General features: G+C 64.1%; 9 protein-coding genes. 6 read left to right on the top strand and 3 right to left on the bottom strand.

Annotated elements, in window-relative coordinates; all coding sequences use genetic code 11:
- Positions 1-81: 81 nt before the first annotated feature.
- Positions 82-4,680, bottom strand: coding sequence for a non-ribosomal peptide synthetase (locus JF781_RS22210; protein ID WP_255642208.1), 4,599 nt, complete (start codon positions 4,678-4,680; stop codon positions 82-84).
- Positions 4,637-9,667, bottom strand: a complete 5,031-nt coding sequence (locus JF781_RS22205; RefSeq protein ID WP_225329661.1) for a non-ribosomal peptide synthetase — start codon at positions 9,665-9,667, stop codon at positions 4,637-4,639. Before JF781_RS22205 ends, JF781_RS22210 begins: the two co-directional genes overlap by 44 nt.
- Positions 9,668-9,932: 265 nt before the next feature.
- Here JF781_RS22205 and JF781_RS22200 point away from each other — a divergent pair, with 265 nt between their 5' ends.
- The 6 genes from JF781_RS22200 (at position 9,933) to JF781_RS22175 (ending at position 18,644) form a co-directional block, all read left to right on the top strand.
- Complete coding sequence (locus JF781_RS22200) at positions 9,933-10,490, top strand: GNAT family N-acetyltransferase (RefSeq protein WP_225329660.1); 558 nt, start codon at positions 9,933-9,935, stop codon at positions 10,488-10,490.
- 165 nt (positions 10,491-10,655) lie between these two features.
- Positions 10,656-11,414 carry a thioesterase II family protein gene (locus JF781_RS22195; RefSeq protein ID WP_225329659.1) on the top strand — a complete coding sequence of 253 codons (759 nt, stop codon included), beginning with the start codon at positions 10,656-10,658 and terminating at the stop codon, positions 11,412-11,414.
- Positions 11,411-12,709 carry a polyketide synthase gene (locus JF781_RS22190; protein WP_225329658.1) on the top strand — a complete coding sequence of 433 codons (1,299 nt, stop codon included), beginning with the start codon at positions 11,411-11,413 and terminating at the stop codon, positions 12,707-12,709. Before JF781_RS22195 ends, JF781_RS22190 begins: the two co-directional genes overlap by 4 nt.
- A 3-nt stretch (positions 12,710-12,712) precedes the next feature.
- On the top strand, positions 12,713-15,814 hold the full coding sequence (nbtC, locus tag JF781_RS22185) for a nocobactin polyketide synthase NbtC (RefSeq protein ID WP_225329657.1): 3,102 nt from the start codon (positions 12,713-12,715) through the stop codon (positions 15,812-15,814).
- Between the two features lie 289 nt (positions 15,815-16,103).
- Entirely contained in the window at positions 16,104-16,310 is a 207-nt protein-coding gene (locus tag JF781_RS22180; protein WP_014711838.1) for a heavy-metal-associated domain-containing protein, read from the top strand.
- A 138-nt stretch (positions 16,311-16,448) separates the two neighbouring features.
- Positions 16,449-18,644 (top strand): heavy metal translocating P-type ATPase, encoded by a 2,196-nt coding sequence (locus JF781_RS22175; protein WP_255642209.1) that lies wholly within the window; start codon positions 16,449-16,451, stop codon positions 18,642-18,644.
- A 20-nt stretch (positions 18,645-18,664) separates the two neighbouring features.
- Here JF781_RS22175 and JF781_RS22170 read toward each other — a convergent pair whose 3' ends face one another.
- A complete protein-coding gene (locus JF781_RS22170) occupies positions 18,665-19,279 on the bottom strand; it encodes a DUF305 domain-containing protein (protein ID WP_225330634.1) in 615 nt (204 codons plus the stop codon).
- Positions 19,280-19,759 lie beyond the last annotated feature (480 nt).

The following is a 19,759-nucleotide window of genomic DNA, read 5'->3' as shown; positions in this document are numbered from 1 at the left end:
GCCGTGCACGCCAACCGTCGGTGTGATGCGGTGCCGTACGGTCGCTGACCGGGACGGTGGGTAGTTCGGGTGCGCCAGGCTTCATGCCGGCCTTTCATCTAATCCGGCTGCGAGCGCGGCTATGCCGCGCTGCCAGAATTGCGTCAGGCGCTCGATGTCGGAGTGCCCGAACAGGGCATCGCTCCAGAGCCAGTTAGCCGTCAGTTGCGGACCCTCCGGTGTTCCCCGTATTGCCACGGCGAGGTACAGCGCAAAACGCAGTGGCAGATCTGGCTCAGGGTCGACGGGCAATGCGTCGCCTTGGTCGCCGGCAACTAACGACCATGGTTGCTCGGTTCCACCAGTGAGGTCCAGGCGACCCAAGTAGCTGAACATGATCTGAGGTTCGACAGAATTCTGCAATTCTGGAACGTGGTCCACATAACGAAGCAGTCCATAGTCCAGACCTTCATTCGGGACCATACTCAAATGGCCAGCCACCGAATCGAATAGCGCTCGGGCCGCTGCCGGATCGCATTCTGCCTGCTCGGCATCGACACCTGATGCACCCACTCCGAGCCGTACCGGGTATGCAGTCGTAAACCAACCGACCGTGTTTGTGGTGTCGGTCCCCAAAATAGCGTCTGCGCGCCCATGGCCCTCCATCGTGACGAGCGTGCCCGCCGCAAAATTTTGTGCACGAGTACGCCGCCAACTCGCGACGGCCATCGTGAGCGCGGCCAGCAAGAATTCGTTCATGCCCCCATCTCTGGTGAGCGCTGTGAGCACGCGCTCAGTGACGTCAGTCGGTGTGAGTGCCCGTGTGACCCGCAGAGTCGACCACGTGTCACGAGTCGGATCAGGACGCCGCCTACCCAGCGCAGGATCCGGCCCGTGAACCTGCGCGGTCCAGTAATCGCGCTGGCTCTGCACTTCGGCCGTAGCGGCCCGCTGCCACATCAGTTCCGACCAGCGGCGGTAAGACGTGAACTCGGGCATCGTCTTCGGCGTCGCACCCGATGTCACCGAGCGCCACGCCGCCGCGAGATCCCCGAGCATGATGTGCCAGGACACCACATCTACCGCCAAGTGATGTGCGGTGATCAGCAGCATCTCGCCTGGTCCGGCGCTGGACAACCACACGGCTCGCACCATGGCACCCGAGTGGGGATCGATCTCGTCGGTGACCTTACGCGCCGAATGCGCTAAGGCCGCATTGAATTCCGCGGCGGACGATTTCGGTAGCTCAAGACGGGTGAGCACGTCAGCGGCACGGACCACGCCGGGTTCGCGGGTAACCAGGCGTGGCCCCTCGGCGGTCTCGATCAGAATCGATCGCAGAGTGTCGTGGCCGTCGAGCAACAGTTGCAGCATCGCCTCGATTGATGGACGGTCGATTTCAGACGGCAATCGCAGCAACACGGTATGGGTGAATCGGCGGTAGTTTCCGTACTCGTAGAGCCAGGACACCATCGGCAGCGGCAGTATCTCACCGTATTCGGTGTTCTCTACGGCCGCCGCGGATTCCGGCGCCGCATCGATAGCAGCAGCGAGTTGGCGAATTGTCGGAGCGCTGAACAGCATCCGTGGACTCAATGTGAGACCGCGCCGCCGTGCCTTGTGGACCACCGAGATCGCCACAATGCTGTCTAACCCAAGTGAGAAGAAGTCGTCGTCGATGTGCGGCACTAGGCCGTTGAACTGTTCTTCGAATATTCCGCACAGCGATCGTTCGGTGTCGGTGGACGCCGATGCCGCCCCACCGTCAGTGACGCGCAAAAGTGCATCCTCGGCGAGCCGGTCCAATGCACGGCCATCCAGCTTGCCGTTCGCGTTCACCGGCAGCTGAGGTATCGCCACGATCCGGGCGGGAACCATGTACGGCGGCAGCCGTTCGGCGAGCGCGGCACGCAGCCGCACCGGGTCAGCAGCCGTATCCTCCTGCCACACAACAAAACCCACGAGGCTTGTGCCGCTGTCGCGACGCAGAACGGAAACCGCGGCATCGTGTATCTGTGGCTGCCCACGCAGCGCAGCCTCGATCTCGCCGATTTCGACGCGATAGCCACGAATCTTGACCTGGGAGTCGCCACGTCCCAAATAGGAGTATCCGCCGTGCGGTAGACGACGTACCAGGTCACCCGTGCGGTACATGCGTTGTCCGGGACGCAGCGGGTCCGCCACGAAGCGAGCAGCGGTCATCGCGGACTTGCCGACATAGCCACGGGCCAGCTGCGCCCCGGACAGATAGAGCTCGCCTACCACACCGTCGGGCACCATCCGCAACGCCGAATCCAGGACGTAGCCGAATGTTCCAGCGTTCGCGGTGCCGATCGTCGGCCTCTGATATGCGGCGACCGGTGCCACCACGGATTCCACCGTAGTTTCGGTGGGGCCATAGCAGTTGTAGACCGCGGTCGGCGACGGAGCGCGCAATTGCTCCCACAGCGCGGTATCGATTGCCTCACCGCCGAGGGCCAGCACCGAAAGAGGGTGGTCCAAAAGTCCCGCGGCACGCAGTTGGAGAAACATCGACGGGGTGGTGTCGATCATGTCGATCTGGTTGGCGGACATCCCTTTCACCAGCCGATCTGCGTCGCGCATCTCCTCGGCGTCGAACAGATGGATCGCATGCCCGTCGAGCAGGCCGACCATGGGCTGCCACGAGGCGTCAAAGCTCAGGGACCAGGCGTGGGCGATCCGCAGCGGGCGGCCCAGGCGTGCCGAGGCCGCCCGGTAGACACGGTCGCGGTGGTCAGCGAAATAACTGAGTAACGCGGCATTGGTGCCGATGACGCCCTTGGGTTCACCGGTCGAACCCGATGTGAAGATGACATACGCGCTGTGCTCGGGGTGCCGGCGAACCGCCGGGCTGGCGGCTGCGCGTTGCGAGATGCGCCCGGCGGCAGCGGGATCGTCGATGACCACTGTGGCGACCCCACCGCTTACCAACTCCGTGTAGCTGGCTTCAACAATGGCGAGTACCGGATTTGCTTGCCGCAAAATAGATTCGATACGAGCGTTCGGCAACGTGATATCGACCGGCAGATAGGCGCCACCGGCGGCAAGCACGGCCAGGATGGCGACGATGGATCGAGTCGAGCGCGGCAGCACCAGCGCGACGATTTTCTCCGGTCCTATGCCCTGCTCGGCCAGTTCCCCCGCGAGCCGGCACGCGTGCGCGTGTAGTTCGGCATAGGTATAGCACTCACCACCACCGGTAGTCAGGGCGACGGCATGCGGTGTGGCGTGCACCTGCCGCTCGAACGTCTCCCACACCGAGACGCTCTCCGCAGAGGGTAGCGGCCGCGTCGCAAGCCCTTCGAACTCGGCGCGCTCCGCCGTGGTGAGAATATCCAGTGCGTCGGGGGTGCCGTCGCCTATATCGGGGAGTTGGCGCAGCACGGCGAGCAAGCGCTCGCCGATCTGGGAGGGCCGAAGATGCGGAAGTGCCTCAGAAATCGCCTCGACCAGTACCAACAGCGCGTCGTCTTTCATGTGCGCGACCACAGTCAACGGGTAGTGCGTGAGACTTTCCATCTCTACCGGACTGAACCGGGCCCCGTCCGGTGTGGTCACCGCCCGGATCGCGTCCTCGATCGGTGCGTTCTCGAAGACGAACAGCGAATCAAATAGGGCTCCCCGGCCATGCTCACGCTGGATTTCCGACAGGCTGAGATAACCGATGTCGCGCATCGCCGATGACTCGCGCTGCAACCGGGCACATTGCTCCACCACCGAGTCGGCGCTGCTCACCTGGTGCACCACCGGCACGGCGTTGATGAACAGTCCGACCATGGTTTCCACGCCGGGCAGGTTTTCCGGACGGCCGGAGACGACGGTGCCGAAAACGACATCGCGACGGTCGGTGAGCCTGCTGAGCACGACCGCCCACGCGAATAGCACGGCGGTGTTGAGGGTAAGACCGTTGCGACCCACCCATTGTCGCAGCCGCGCCGTATCGGCCGCAGGCAACACCAGTTCGGTTTTCTCCGGCTCGCCCTCGCCCGCGGCGACGGTCCCGTCTGCCACCATGAGCGGCCCGGACACACCCTGCAGGTACGTCATCCATTGAGCGGCCGCGGCCGCCCTGTCCTGCTGGGCGAGCCAGACGATGTAGTCACGGTACGGGCGCGCGGTCGGTAGCCCGTCGGTCGATCCTCCCGCCCGATACACGGTGAGCATCTCGGTGAAGAACACGGCGAGGGACCAGCCGTCGACCAGAATATGGTGGGCGGTGAAAATCATCCGGCGCCTGGTCTCGCCGGGAGTGCCAAGCAGCACAACCCGCAATGCCGGTCCACGACTCAGATCGAACGGGCGGCGCCGCTCCGATCGTGCGATGGCATCGAATTCCGTTGGCGGTGCGAACCGTTCGGACCAGGGCAGCTCGGCCTGCGTGGGCACGATCTGCACGGGCTTCGGTACATCACGATCCCAGAAGGCGGCGCGCAGATTCGGGTGTCGGACCAGCATGGCTTGAGCGCTGCGGCGGAGCAGCTCGAGATCGACTGGTCCGTCGACATCGACGACGAACTGCATGCTGTAAAGGTCGATACTGTCCTGCGCCAATCGGTATAACGCAAACAGCCCTTCCTGCAGAGGGCTAAGAGCGAGTACATCCTCGATCTGCGGCGGATCTGTGGTCACAAATACCTCACGACTCGTTGAGCCAGGATGCGTTGAGTTGGGCCAACGCATCGGGGGTCAGGCCCGACGCACTCATCGGCGTATATTCCTGCTTCGGCGGCGAATCCGCCTCGGCCGCCGGCTCACCCGCTGCCGCGTCGACCGCCGCGGCCAGCTCGCCGATGGTCATGTACTCGAACACCATTCCCGGGGTGAAGGCCAGTCCGTGCGCGGTTGCCTGCGCCGACCATTTAATGGAAATGATGCTGTCACCGCCGAGCGCGAAGAAGTTGTCGTCGCGATCGAGACCGGTGACGTCGAGCAACTCCTCCAGCAAGGTGATGAGGATCCGCTCGGTTTCCACCGAGCCTGCGGTGGGCGGTTTCGATGGCGCAGCGACGGGCGGGGCCGGCGGGGCGAGGAGTTTCTCCATATCATCCGTGGGAAGCAACTCCAGGCTGGACACGGGACGGTCCGGCGCCGTCGCGAACGCATCGAGTGCTGCGTTCAGAGCGGCGGCGATAAGGGCAACCGTCGCAGGTTCGTAGAGATCGGCATTGGCGACGACGCGCACGTCGAGTTCACCGCCCGGCGTCACGCTGATGCCCACGTCCAGATCCAGTAGTGAGACCTCGAAGTCCATCGGAAGCGGTACGACCGTGGTGCCGCCGGTCTCGGTGAGAGGGCGCGGTATCAGCGCCCAGTCCTCTCCGCGAAAGTGGATCATGTTCTGAAACAGCGGGTTTCGGGACCGTGAGCGCGGCGGGTTGAGAGCCTCAACCAGACGTTCGATCGGAAGCTCTTGGTGTGCGAATGCGTCGAGCACCGTGTCGCGGCTACGGGTGAGCATGGTGCGCAGGCTGGGATCACCGGACAGGTCGTTGCGCAGCACCACCACGTTGGCGAACAAGCCGATCAGATTGGCCGTGATCGGTTCGACACGGGACGCGACCGGACTGCCAAGCGGAATGTCCGTCCCTCCGCCGAGCTTGTGCAGCACTACCGCCAGGGCGGCCTGATAAACCATGAACTCGCTGGCGCCATTTTGCTCGGCGAGCTGTGTTAAGGACGCCCGGCGGGTGGGGGGTAAGGTGAAAGTCACCACCTCCCCACGCTTTCCGAGCGTCGGCGGGCGGGAATAATCGTGGGCAACCGAGACCTCGTCGGGCAACCCAGCTAGGGCGTCACGCCAATACGCCAGCTCCGCCTGTCCCCATAGGGAAGCGAATGCATCTCGTTGCCACAGCGCGTGGTCCACGAACTGGATCGGCGATGTGGTCCACCGCGGCGCCTGCCCTTGGTGCCGCTCGCGGTAGGCGGTGACGAGGTCGTCAAAGAAGATCCCCAGAGAGGCGTGATCGCTGACGATGTGGTGCACGACCACCAACAGCACATGCGTATCCTTGCCGAGCGCCAACAGGGTGACCGTAATCAACGGCCCCGACTCGGGCATAAACACGTGCCGGCGCAGCTGCGCCACCGTGTCATCGAAGCCGTCCGGGGTGATCTTCCGGACTGGTAGTTCCAACTGCAAGCTCGGGTGCACGATTTGATACGGAACGCCTTCGTGCTCATCGAAGTTCGTGCGCAGGGCGTCGTGGCGCTTAACGACGTCGTTGACCGCCGCGGTGAGGGCGACGATGTCCAGGGGACCGTCGAAGCGAAGCGCAAAGGGCATGTTAAAGCCGTCCCCCGCCCCTTCCATCCGATACTGGAACCACGCGGCGAGCTGCGAGTAGGACAACGGAAGCCGCTCCGGGCGGACCGATTCGACGAGTTCTGGGCGGCTTGATTGCCACGCCGACGTTGCGTCGTCGAAAGTGTCCTCGGCGTCCATCGCGTCAAGGTCGATATCGAACTCGGCACGGAACTGCTCGACCAGCGCAGCCGCCAAGCCGGCCGGGGTGGGCGTATCGAACACGGCGCGAACGGTCAGCTCTATGCCGAATTCGGCACGGATCTGCGCGACCAGCCGAGCCGCCAACAGCGAATGGCCACCCAGCCCGAAGAATGAGTCCTCAGCACCCACACGCTCCCAGCCGAACAGTTCGGCGAAAATCGAGCACATCCGGCGCTCGGTCTCGGTCGCCGGCTCACGGTAGCGGCGCACGGCGATAGGCGTAGGTGCGGGCAGTGCCCGTTTGTCCAGTTTGCCGCTCACAGTTAGCGGGATCTCATGGATAACCGCAAATGCGCTGGGCACCATGTATTCAGGCAGGGCCGAGGCGGCATGTGCGCGTATCTCATCGAGATCCAAGTCGGCGGAGAGGTGTTCATCAGCCGCTGGCACCAGGTACGCGGCCAGCATGGGCCCGGCCTCGGTGTCTTCCACGGCGACGAGGCAATGCCGCACCGCTGGATGCGTTGCGATCACGGACTCGACCTCGCCGAGCTCGATGCGGAAGCCACGAATCTTTACCTGCTCGTCGGCTCGGCCGACGAACTCCAGGTCGCCAGAGATGTTGCGGCGGACCAGGTCTCCGGATCGATACAGCCTCATGCCGGGATTGAAAGGGTCGGCGATGAATCGCTGCGCGGTCAGCCCGGGACGACCGAGATATCCACGCGCCAACTGAATGCCACCGAGGTACAGCTCACCGACGACCTCCGCGGGCACCGGTTGCAACTGCTCGTCGAGCACATAGGCGTAGACGTTGCGGTTCGGCACGCCGATCGGCACTACGCGCGCGCCCGGCGACCCCGCGACCCGCTTGTGTGTCGAGCACACGACGGCCTCGGTCGGGCCATAGTGATTGCGTAGCTCCGCGTCGAAGTAGCTGGCGAATTTGTCGGCTACCTCAGCGGGAAGCGCTTCCCCGCCCACCGGCACATGACGCAACTGCCGCCATTGGCTGGCCTGCGGCAGCATCAGCAGGGTGCTCAGCACGGAGGGCACCATGTGGAGCACGGTGACGCCGCGCCGATTGATCAGCTCGGCGACGTAGTCGATGTCACCGAAGGCCTCGGGCCTGGGCACGATCAGCTGTGCGCCAAGCGACAACGGGATGAAAATGTCTGCCAGTGACGCATCGAAGCTCACCGACGACGACTGCAGCCACCGGTCTTCTGCGGTCACACTCCACTCGGCGATGAAACCCTCCACGTGCTCGGCGATCGCGCGGTGCGAGACCGCTACGCCCTTGGGCCGGCCAGTGGAACCGGAAGTGTAGATGACGTAAGCCAAGTGGTCCGGACTCAACGCACGTTTCCGGTCGGCGTCGGTGAGCGCGGCGTCCGACAACTGTGCGGCGGCATTTTCGGCGGCGTCGAGTTCCTGCCGCCCGATAACCGCCTGCGGGCGGGCATCCGTGACGAGGTATCGGATGCGGTCGTCGGGATAGGCGGGGTCGATCGGCAGGTAAGCCGCACCGGCTTTCAGCACGGCGAGCAGCGCGACGATGAACTCGATCGACGTGGTCATGTGGAGGCCGACGATGTCCTCGGCGCCGAGACCCTGCCCAATAAGCCAGCGCGCCAGGCGGTTTGCGCGAGCATGCAGGTCGGCATAGGTCAGTTCACCCGCGTCGGAAACGAGCGCGACCGCGCCGGGAGCGACGGCCGCGGCTGCTTCAAGCATCGCGACCATCGTGGCGGCGGGCGTGGCCACAACTTCCCCATGCGACTGCGCCAGGACGGCTTCCCGCTCACCGGCGCCGAGCAGGTCCAGACGGGTGAGGCGACGTTCGGGTTCGGCCAGGGCGTTGTTCAACAGCTGCAGGTAATGAGCCAGCATCTGATCGACGAGTGCCGAGCTCAACACATCGGTCTGGTACTCGAGCTCGACCGATACGCCGTCCGGGTCGAGCACCACCGTCAAGGTCAACGGAAGGTGGGCGGCCACCGCGCCCAATTCGAGTTGTCCTACCGCGACACCGTCCAATGCCAATCCACTTGCGCTGTTGCGCATGCTGAAACCCAAGCGGACCAGCTGGTCCATGCCATCGTGCCCCATTGCCCGCTCCGGGTTGGCTTCGCGCACCACTCGATCGATGCCAACGGACTGGTGGGCGAACCCGGCAAAACAGGTTTCACGTACCGTGTCGACGAACGAGGTGAACGTGTCGTGCGGTCGAGCGACGATCCGCAGCAACAGCGTGTTGCCGAAGTACCCGATCGCCCCCTCGGCCGGGGCGCTGCGTCCGGTAACCGGCACGGAGATCACAAAATCTGCTGCGCCGGTATAGCGGCGTATCAGCACGCCAAAGACCGCCAATAACACCATAAATGGTGAAGCGGAGCGGTTTCGGGCAAAATCCTCGACCCTGCCGAACAAGTCGGCGGGAAGGGCGCGAGTTCGACGTTCGGCCCGCCTGGACGGATGCGCGGCACCCACACCGGGAAGCTCCAGCGGTTCCGGTGACGGCCGCAAAGTGTCCGTCCAGTAGCCGACGTCGGCACTGGTGGGTTCCGCCTCGTTCCCAAGCACCGCGACCGAAATGAACTGTGGCGCGCGACCGTTCAGTTGATGACCGTTGTAGGCGGCGCTGAGCTCGCCGAAGAAGACAGCCCAGGAGTCATCATCCCAACAAATGTGGTGTACGACGAGGATCAGCACGAATTCGTCTGGGCCGGAGCGGATCAGGGTTGTCCGCAGCGGAAGATCCTCGGTCAGGTCGAATGGCCTGCCGAATTCGTCTCGCACCAACGCCTGGATCTGGCGCTCGCGCTCGGCCTCTGAAAGATGGGTCAAATCATCTGTTCGCCAACCGATCTCAGCATCATCGGAAAATACTTGATAAGGTTCACCCTCGTTATCCACCGCGTATGTGGTACGCAAAACAGCGTGCCGGGCAACGACCTCATTGAGGGCTGCGTGTAAGCGTGCCTCGTCCAGAGCGCCCGTCAGCCGGTAGGCGACGCAGATGTTCAGCGTAACGTCGTCTGCGTCCATGGCCTGCAGAAACCACATCCGGCGCTGGCCGGCCGACAGACGGTAACGTTCTCCCGCACAGATCTGCACCAGCTCGGCCGAGTCCCTCGCCGCCAGACCGCGTTCGGCGATGCGCCTTCGTAACAGTTCCAGGCGATGTTGCTGCAAAGTCTTGACGTCGTCGGCCATGGCTCGCCTCACTCCCGTTATTCAGTTCGCCGGATCGATCAGAGCACGGAGCGTCCTGTGCCCCCGGGTCCGCAATCCCGAACGACACGACACGACACGCATCAATGATCCCTTCGTCGCCGGCACCGTACCGCGATGAGGGCTTATGTTAGCCTTCGCTAAGTTACATGGCTCGTGCGCCTGCCGCGGCGACGAGATCGGATTGCTCATTGCCCGATGTGCTCGTCGCGCACCGCATGGGCCCTTTGGTCGGGAGGTACACGGGGTGCAGACGCTAGATCTGCAGCAACGCCGCGCCGCGGTTGATCATGAAGTGTTCGCGGGCGAATTCTCGCTGCGCCGGCTGGACCCCGACGGCGACCTCGACCTGATGCATTGCTGGATGAACGACCCCGAGGTGGCGCGATTCTGGAGGAAGCCGTGGTCCCGCGTCCGGATTGCGTCCTATCTGCACCAACAGCACTCCAGCGCGCACTCGGTTCCATACCTGGGCCTGTTGGATAGCGTCCCGATGAGTTACTGGGAGCTCTACCGCGCCGATCTTGATCCGCTGGCCGAGTACTACCACGCCCGCGAGCACGACGCAGGCGTACACATGCTGCTGGGTCCACCCGAGTACCGCGGACGGCGGCTGGCGGTGGACCTGCTACGCACGGTCTCGTCATGGCAACTGGATGCGGATACGCAAGCCGCCCGGGTGGTCGCCGAACCCGACGTTGACAATGTGCGGGTGCTCCGGGTGCTCGACCACGCTGGGTTTCAGCGCATCACGGAACTCGATCTGCCGAACAAGCGCGCCGCCCTCATGATCCGTGACCGATAGGGCCGACCAAGCGCCGCCCCAAACTCGGACGGCGGGCCAGTGCCATCTCCCGCAGGCGAGGAGCTTATGTTAGCCTACGCTAAGTTAATGACGCACGCGGTGGTCGTGCCGCCGCGCGGGTTCCTCGTGGCGCATCGAGCGACACGAAGCGAAAGGTAGCGTTGCATGCCGCGCACACTGCGGTGGATCCGACAGTTCCACGAACCGGATTTGCCCGAAAGCGTTCCGTTGCTGGTTTTTCCGCATGCTGGGGCTGGCGCGTCGGCCTACCGCGAATTTTCGAAAGCACTGCGCACGACATTCAACGTCATCATTTTCCAGTACCCGGGACGGCAGGACCGGGCGGCTGAAGCGTCGTTGCAATCACTCCCCGAGATCGCCGCTGGAGCGTTCGGCGAATTCTGGACGTCGGAGCACAATCGCGGGATCCCGATCGTCACGTTTGGGCACAGCATGGGGGCGTTGGTCGCGTTCGAGTTTGTCCGTATCGCCGAAGCCAGCGGAATCGATGTGCGCCAGTTGAACGTCTCCGCGGCGGTTGCCCCTTACCGCGCCGCGGCCAAGCCACCGCATCCCAAGGATGACGAGGGGATCCTCAACCATCTAGCGGCGCTGGAGGGAACCAGCACGGACGTGTTCACGGACCGCGAAATCATGAGACGGGCACTTCCGGTGATTAAAGCCGACTACAACGCTTTTGACGCCTACTCCTGCGCCGACGACATCAAGGTAGCGGCTCCGGTACACGCGATGGGCGGTGATCAGGACCCGTATATCACGTTGGGCGATTTGTACGGGTGGGGCAAACATACCGACACCCTCAAGGTCACGATGTTCGACGGCGGACACTTCTACCTGGAATCGCACATAGGCGCCGTCGCGGAGTTGTTGGCGTCTAGTGCGCACCGCGAGCAGACGGCGTGAGCAGCGACGACCCAATCGTCATTTCCGGAATGGCCGTCGAGGCGCCCGGGGGAATCGACAGCCCCGCAGCCTTGTGGTCCGCACTTGCCGAAGCCAGGGAACTGATTGCCCCCTTTCCGCGCGATCGCGGCTGGCCGATCGACGATCTCCTGTCGGTATCCGAGCTAGACGGCTGGGGGCCGGTGTTCGACGCGGGCGGGTTCCTCGACGGCGCAACAACATTCGACCCGCCTTTTTTCGGTATCACGCATCGCGAGGCCCTCGTGATGCAGCCCCAGCAACGGGTGGCGATGCGCGTGGCGTGGAAGGCACTGGAGAATTCGGGGATAAACCCCGGCGCGCTGGACGGCGCCGACGTCGGCTGTTTCGTCGGGATGTCCCCGATGGAGTACGGCCCGCGTGCGGCCGTAGCCGATGCCCACAGCGGGCATCGGATCGCCAGCCTAGGCCAGCTGGGGGCCGCCGGGCGTATCTCGCACTGCCTTGGACTGTCCGGACCATCGATGTGTATCGATTCGGCGTGTGCGTCGTCGTTGACCGCCCTGCACCTGGCAGCCACGGCGGTGCGGACGGGCGAGTGCGAATGGGCGCTTGCCGGCGCGGCGTGCGTCATGGGGTCACCGGGAGCTTTCTACGAGTTCGCAAGGCTCAATGCGCTTTCCACTGACGGGCATTGCCGCGCCTACTCGGAGGACGCCAGCGGCACCGTGTGGGGGGAAGGCGCGGGGATGGTGGTTGTCGAATCTGAATCCCGCGCACGCCGGCTGGGACACCGGATCTATGGGCGCATCCTGGCCGTCCGCACCAACCACAACGGCAAAGGCAAGCCGATCCTCGTACCCCGGGTGCGCGCGCAAGAGCAGCTCATCCGCAAGACAATAGAGGCGGCGGGGATCGATCCGGTCGATGTCGGAATGATCGAAGGGCACGGGACCGCGACCCGTGCGGGCGACCCGGTGGAATTGCTCGCCCTGTTCAAGACCTACGGCGCGGCGCGATCCGAGGCGCGGCTGGGCTCGTTGAAGTCGAACGCCGGGCACGCGCAAGCGGCATCCGGAATCCTCGGACTGATCAAACTGTTACTCGCCGGCCAGCACGGTCAGATCCCACCAACTCTCTTCTCGGACAACGCAACCAAGATGGTGGACTGGGACCTGACGGGCCTGCGACTGGCGACAAAACTGCACCAGTGGGAGCCCAAAGGCGGCGTCCGCTACGGTGCCGTGTCGTCGTTCGGCGCTGGAGGCGCCAACGCGCACGCAATCGTCGCGATGCCCGCGAGTTCCCAGGAGTGAATAGTGGCACCTGTTACCTACCGGCTTCCGAACGGCGCCATTCCCGTCCTGCTATCCGCCGAATCCCGCGACCTTCTGCGTGAGGAAGCTGCAGGCCTTCTTTCTTATGCGGCAGATCATCCCGAGGTGGCACCCGACCGGATCGCCGAAATGCTGTTTCGGACGCGGATCGCCCGCCGGCACCGAGCCTTGGCCATGGTGACCCACCACGACGAGTTGATCAGCGCCCTGCGCGCGGTTATCGATGAACACGAACACCCTTCGTTGGTTCGCACGAATACACCCGCCAGCACCCGACGGCTCGCCTATGTTTTTCCCGGGCAGGGAGGCCAACGGCCGGGGATGGGGCGGCTCTTTTACGAGTCGCTACCGGCGTTCCGCACCGAGGCAGATCGCTGTGCCGAGGCATTCCAGACGCAGTTCGGCGAGTCGCCGCTGAAATACCTTCTCGACGACGAATTTCCAGCCGAAGACAGTTCGGGCGTCGTCCAGCCCGCGTTGTTCACCCAGATGGCCGGCCTGGCCGCGATGTGGCGATCATTCGGCATTGCGCCCAACGTCACCATCGGGCACAGTCAGGGCGAGATCGCCGCGGCCTACGTATCCGGGATGACCACTTTGGCAGATGCCGCGCTAGTCGTCGGGCTCCGCGCACGTGCCGCCGACGAGTTCGCGTCCGGTGATTACGCCATGGCCGTTGTCGCCGCCGACCGCGACACCTGCGAGGACTTACTCGCACGTTGCTCGGGCTGGGCGCAGCTGTCGGTGGTGAATTCCCCGAGCATGGTGGGCATTTCAGGTGATCAAGAGACGGTGCAGGGCATCGTGGACACGTTGACCGAGCGCGGCACGTTCGCGCGCGTCATTGCCGTGCAGTATCCCGCGCACAGCAGCTTGATCAATGAGCTCGCCACTTCGGTACGTGCGTCCATGCAGCGCCAACTGCAGAATCCGAAGTTCCTCGACACCGACATCGACTGCCTCGGAGGCACTCTCGGCGGCCCCATCATGCCTGAGCTGCCGGTCGACGAATATTGGTTCTGGAACCTGCGCAACACCGTTCGCTTCGATAAAGCGATTGCGACCGCGGTGCGGCACGGCATCGACACTTTCGTTGAAATGGCCGAACATCCGACGCTGCAGTTGGCGATTCACGAGAATCTCGCTGTCCAGGCGGGTGAACGCGAGGCGGTGGTGGTCGGCACGTCGGAGCGAACTGCCACCGATTTGGGCGAGTTCACCCGCGGCCTCGCGCAGGTGGCAGTACACGACCTCGACTATTCGTGGGAGTGCCTGCGCACCGAATCTGACTGCCACGTCCGGCTCCCATTACGCGATTTTCCCAACACCCGGATGAACGAGACGCGGCTGTGGCTGCCGTATAACGAGGTTCTGCCCGTGCGTGCCCGCCAATCATCCGCTGTCACACCCGTTGCCGCAGTGGCTGATTCGGCGCGCGGCCTAGCCGCAGAAGCCATACCGGCTCGCCTTCTCGTCGAGGAGTGGGTTCGGCTGTCGCAGCGCTCACTGATGCCGCCGCGCGCCATCGGAATAGTTGATCACACCGGGACCTGCGGGGACCTGGCCACCACGTTATGCGTCGTGGCAGAAGAGATCGGCGCCACGGCTCGCATGATCAACACCGAAAACAGCGCCGCCAGTGGCGATCTCGATACGCTCGTCATACTGGTTCCGCAATCGCCCGAACTGGACGACGCCGCCGCAGCAGCCGAGGTCGCAACATTCTTTGCCGACCGCAGCTGGTGGCCGGGGATACACGACGCGCTCACCGACTGCTGGCTCGTAACAGTCGGCGGTGAGGCGGTTGTTGCAGACGATGCGCCGCCGGATCCGGTGCATGCGGCAGCCAGCGCAGGGTTTCGCAGCATAGGCGCCGATTATCCGGGCATCGGATTCCGGCACCTCGATCTGCCGCGCGGGTTGACGGCGTCAGACTCGGCACACGCGATCCTCATGGCGCTGCACACGGCTGAAGAATCGGAGCTGGCACTCCGCAACGGCGGCCTCTACGCCAAGCGGCTCGCCGAGGGCGACACCTTCGCCGGCGACCGCGACACAGCACCCCTTGAGCATGTGCTCATCATCGGGGGCACAGGAAATCTCGGGCTCGAATTCTGTGAGCACTTCGCGCACCGCGGCGCGCAGCGGATCACGTTGGTAAGCAGATCGGGCGAGACGGCTGCCGTCGCAGATCGGCTGCAGCACATTCGTTCGGCCACAGCGACGCAGATCCGTGTCACCAGGTGCGACGTGGACGACCAAGCAGCGGTATCGCGACTGGCTACCGAAAACCAAGGCGTGCCTGCGGATCTGATAATCCACGCCGCCGTAGAGTATTCGGCTGTCGATTTCCTGGACATCACCGCCGAGAAAGTCGACCAGGCGTTACGCGCCAAAGTTGTTGGCATCTGGCGGATATTGGGGGCGTTCCCCAGGACGGATAACTGTCGTGTAGTTCTATGCTCCTCGGCCAGGGCGACGATCGGAGGCCGAGGGCAGGTCGTCTACGCGGCGGCCAATCGGATGCTGGATGCCATGGCGCACCGGCTGCGAGCCCAGGGGCTGGACTGCGTGTCCGTGCAGTGGGGGCAGTGGACCGTCCACTTTGACCTCGATGCCACGAGCATGGCGCAGCTGGCAGGCATCGGTGTCGTCCCGATGTCTCCCGCCGATGCAATCGCTTTGGGAATGCGCCGACTTCCTGGCAATGCCATCGTCGCGGCATTCGACTTTCCTCGCGCGCGATCGGTACTGGAGGTCTACGGCTACGGCCCGCTGCTATCCCGGCTGACCTCGCCCGTCGCGGCAACTTCTGTCATCGAAGCTCCAGCCCCCGTCGAGGAGACAGGCCTGCCCCAACGGTTGGTAAACCTGTTGGCCGAAGCCATCGGTGTCGACCGCGCCGAGACAATCGACACCACCGCCCCCATGGTCGCCATCGGTCTGGATTCCCTGCAGGCACTGGAGTTGCGCCGCCGCGTAAAGGCGGAATTCAATCACGATCTAGAGGTCTCGGACCTTCTCGGAGGGGCATCCCTTGCAGACGTTCTGACGCAGTTGGGCGGACCGGGAGCTGCACCCTGACCAGGAACTAATTCCTGTGCGTCGCGTCGATCCGGCCGCCGGACTGCATGCCGGCCCGATGCGACTCGATAAATGGGCGCTTCGCTTCGCAGTGAGGCCGTCAATAGCCGTTGGTGGTCCGTGCCATCTTTCGATCGGGGCAATATTTTCGGCGAAATGTGGTTATGCCAAATGAACCTTCGTCCCCGTGAGCTCGGCAACGCGTTCGTTCGGGATGTTGACACTTGGACAGATACCCTATGGGGGTATATTGTTGATTGAAACGGCTTTCGACGTGAAAGGAGCCGACATGAGCACCGTCACAGTCAGGGTTGCGGGAATGACCTGCGCCCATTGCGCATCCTCAGTACATGATGAGGTCGGCAGCATCGCCGGCGTCACCGCAGTCGACGTCGATTTGTCAACTGGCAAGGTCACCGTGGAGAGCGACAACCCAGTCGACAACGACGCGCTCAAGGCCGCCGTCGAAGAGGCCGGATACCAGCTCGCCGGCTGAAGCAAACCCTCAACTGTGTGCGACCCCCGTCGAACGGTCCGCCGGCCCCGCTAGCAGGCCGGGCCCCTAAAGGAGAGCATTGTGCGTCCCGTCATCGAGACAACACCCAACGGCCACGTCGAGCTGCTGATCGACGGCATGACCTGCGCGTCGTGCGCGGCCCGAATTGAGAAGAAGCTCAACAAGCTTGACGGCGTCACCGCGACGGTCAACTACGCAACGGAAAGGGCCAGCGTGGCCTACGTCGGAGATGTCTCGGCCGATCAGTTGGTGGCCGCTGTCGCGGATGCCGGCTACTCGGCGGCGCTTCCCCAGCCCAAGGCGACCGATGGCGACCTGAACGAGCAGCCCGACGACCCCACCGCGTCGCTACGGCAGCGGCTCCTGGTTTCGCTGGTGCTGACCGTGCCGGTGATCGTGATGGCCATGGTCCCGCCGCTCCAGTTCACCAATTGGCAATGGCTCTCGCTGACGCTGGCGGCTCCAGTGGTCGTGTGGGGGGCATGGCCGTTCCATCGGGCCGCGTGGGCCAACCTGCGGCACGGCACCGCCACCATGGACACGCTGATCTCGATGGGCACGCTCGCCGCGTTGGGCTGGTCCGTCTATGCGCTGTTCTGGGGCACCGCCGGAATGCCTGGGATGAGGCACGCGTTCGAGTTCACCGTCACACGCACCGATGGCACCGGGAACATCTATCTCGAGGCCGCCGCCGGTGTCACAACCTTCATCCTGGCTGGCCGGTTCTTCGAGGCCCGAGCCAAGCGGAGGGCCGGCGCCGCGCTGCGTGCGTTGCTCGACCTTGGCGCCAAGGACGTCGCGGTGCGCAAAGGCGGTGTGGAGCAACGCATTCCGATTGAACAACTGGCGGTCGGCGACGAGTTTGTGGTGCGGCCTGGGGAGAAAATCGCCACCGACGGCGTCGTCGTCGAGGGCGCTTCGGCGGTGGATGCATCGATGCTGACCGGCGAATCGGTGCCGGTGGAGGTTCGGCCCGACGACCACGTCATCGGGGCCACCGTCAATGTCGGCGGCCGACTAGTGGTGCGGGCCAACCGGATCGGCTCCGACACCCAGCTGGCGCAGATGGCCAGGCTGGTCGAGGAGGCGCAAACCGGAAAGGCGAAAGCGCAGCGGCTGGCCGACAAGATCTCGGCCATCTTCGTGCCGATAGTCATCGTGTTGTCGGTAGCGACGCTGGGATTGTGGATGGTCGTCGGCGGGTCGATCGGCGCGGCGTTCACGGCCGCCGTCGCAGTATTGATCATCGCCTGCCCCTGCGCACTAGGCCTGGCCACGCCGACCGCTCTGATGGTCGGCACCGGCCGCGGCGCCCAACTCGGCATCCTCATCAAGGGTCCCGAGGTGCTGGAATCGACGCGACGCATCGACACCATCGTCCTCGACAAGACCGGCACGGTAACCGCTGGCGCGATGACCCTGACCGATGTGATCACCGACGACGGCGAACAGCCCGATCAGGTGCTCCGGGTAGCCGGCGCGCTGGAGGCTGCCTCCGAGCATCCCATCGCCACCGCGATCGCCAAAGCGGCACGCGAGAAGCTCGGCGAACTTCCGGCCGTCGAGGAATTCACCAACCTCGAGGGGCTCGGTGTCCAAGGTGTGGTCGATGGCCACGCGGTGATGGTGGGCCGCGAACGGCTGCTGGCGGACTGGTCGCAGCACCTGCCGGAGACGCTCGCTGAGTCCATGCACGCGGCCGAGTCGCATGGTAAAACCGCCGTCGCGGTCGGCTGGGATGGCAGGCCACGCGGCGTGCTCGTGGTGGCCGACGCGGTCAAACCGACGTCGGCCGAGGCCATCAGCCAACTACGCGCGCTTGGATTGACGCCGATCATGCTCACCGGCGACAACCAGGCCGCCGCTGACACGGTCGCCCGTCAGGTCGGCATCGACCACGTGATCGCGGAGGTGCTGCCCCAGGACAAGGTCGATACCATCAAGCGGCTGCAGACCGATGGCAAGGTGGTGGCCATGGTCGGCGATGGCGTCAACGACGCTGCCGCGCTGGCCCGGGCCGACCTCGGACTGGCGATGGGTACCGGCACCGATGTCGCCATCGAGGCCAGTGACCTCACCCTGGTCCGCGGCGACTTGCGCGCGGTGCCGGATGCGATCCGGCTATCGCGCAAGACGTTGGCCACGATCAAGGGAAACCTGTTCTGGGCCTTCGCCTACAACGTCGCCGCGCTGCCACTCGCCGCCGCCGGGCTGCTCAATCCGATGCTGGCCGGCGCCGCGATGGCGCTCTCCTCGGGGTTCGTCGTCAGTAACAGCTTGCGGCTTCGCCGGTTTCAGCCGGGCATCCGGTGATCCCGCGGGCGTCTTGACAGTTACAGCGAGGCCAGCAGCTTCTGCATAGTGTCGATCTCCTGCTGTTGGCTGGCGATGATCGAGCGGGCCATCGCCGTCGCCGCAGGATATCCACCGGAATTGACCTCGTCCTGGGCCATGGCGATCGCGCCCCGATGATGTTGGATCATCTGCGTCAAGAACAGCCTGCTGGCCTCCACGCCCTGAGCATTCTTTAGCGCAGCCATGTCCTCGTCGGACATCCCGCTCATACCCGGCATCGTGCTCTGAGTGGGCATCATGCTCTGGCTGGGCATCATCGTCTGGCTCGGCGTCCCCCACTGACCCAACCAAGTCTGCATTTGTTCAATCTCTGGCCCTTGAGCTGCCTTGATCTGATTCGCCAGATCTACGACACGGGAATCGATCCCTTGCTTGCCCAACACAATGTCGCTCATCTCAACGGCCTGCTGATGATGCGGAATCATGTGCTGTGCGAACACGACATCAGCCTGCTTATGGCCGTCCGGGGCCGACGCTGACGTCGGTGCGCCCTTTGTGGCGCCTGCCTGGTCAGTGTGGGAGTTACTACATGCGCCGACGCCGACCAGCGCCGCTAACGCCGCGACAGCCGCCGTCAGAGTCCTGATTCTCATCACAACAAGCCCTTTCCTCGGTTCGAGGGCCGGTTCCCTTGGCGGCCCTTGGCGGTGCTTTGACTTCTGGACCGCTGCACGACAGCTACAAGTCTGCCCGCAGCCGCTGTGGCTCAATCAGACGCTTCCACCAACCCGATAGAGACCCTACCCGGTCACGATCCCGATGACCCTCCTGAGGAATGGTCGTATTGCTACCGCATCCCGATAGCACCAGTGGACCGGCATATACCGAGTCGCGGCGTCGGACGGCATTCTCGTTCAGCGAATCACTCCGGCTGTGCCGCCAATGGCAGTGAGGGGCATCGACACCCCACAACCCATCATGGCTGTGCGGCGCCTCGAAGGCGGCTGGACGCGATTTCTCAGACGAGGCGCCAAACCCTTTGTGAGTTCTTGTGTCATGTGCAAGTAATCTGTATCAACAATTTCGCTGTATTCGTTAACGTTGGGTCACACCTGCAAACGTGTGAGGCCGAT

This window comes from Mycobacterium sp. WUMAC-067 (genome assembly GCF_020217485.1).
In the GTDB taxonomy this organism is placed as follows: Bacteria; Actinomycetota; Actinomycetes; order Mycobacteriales; family Mycobacteriaceae; genus Mycobacterium.
The sequence above is the reverse complement of the archived record's forward strand: the minus strand, read 5'-3'. Positions and strand labels throughout refer to the sequence as shown.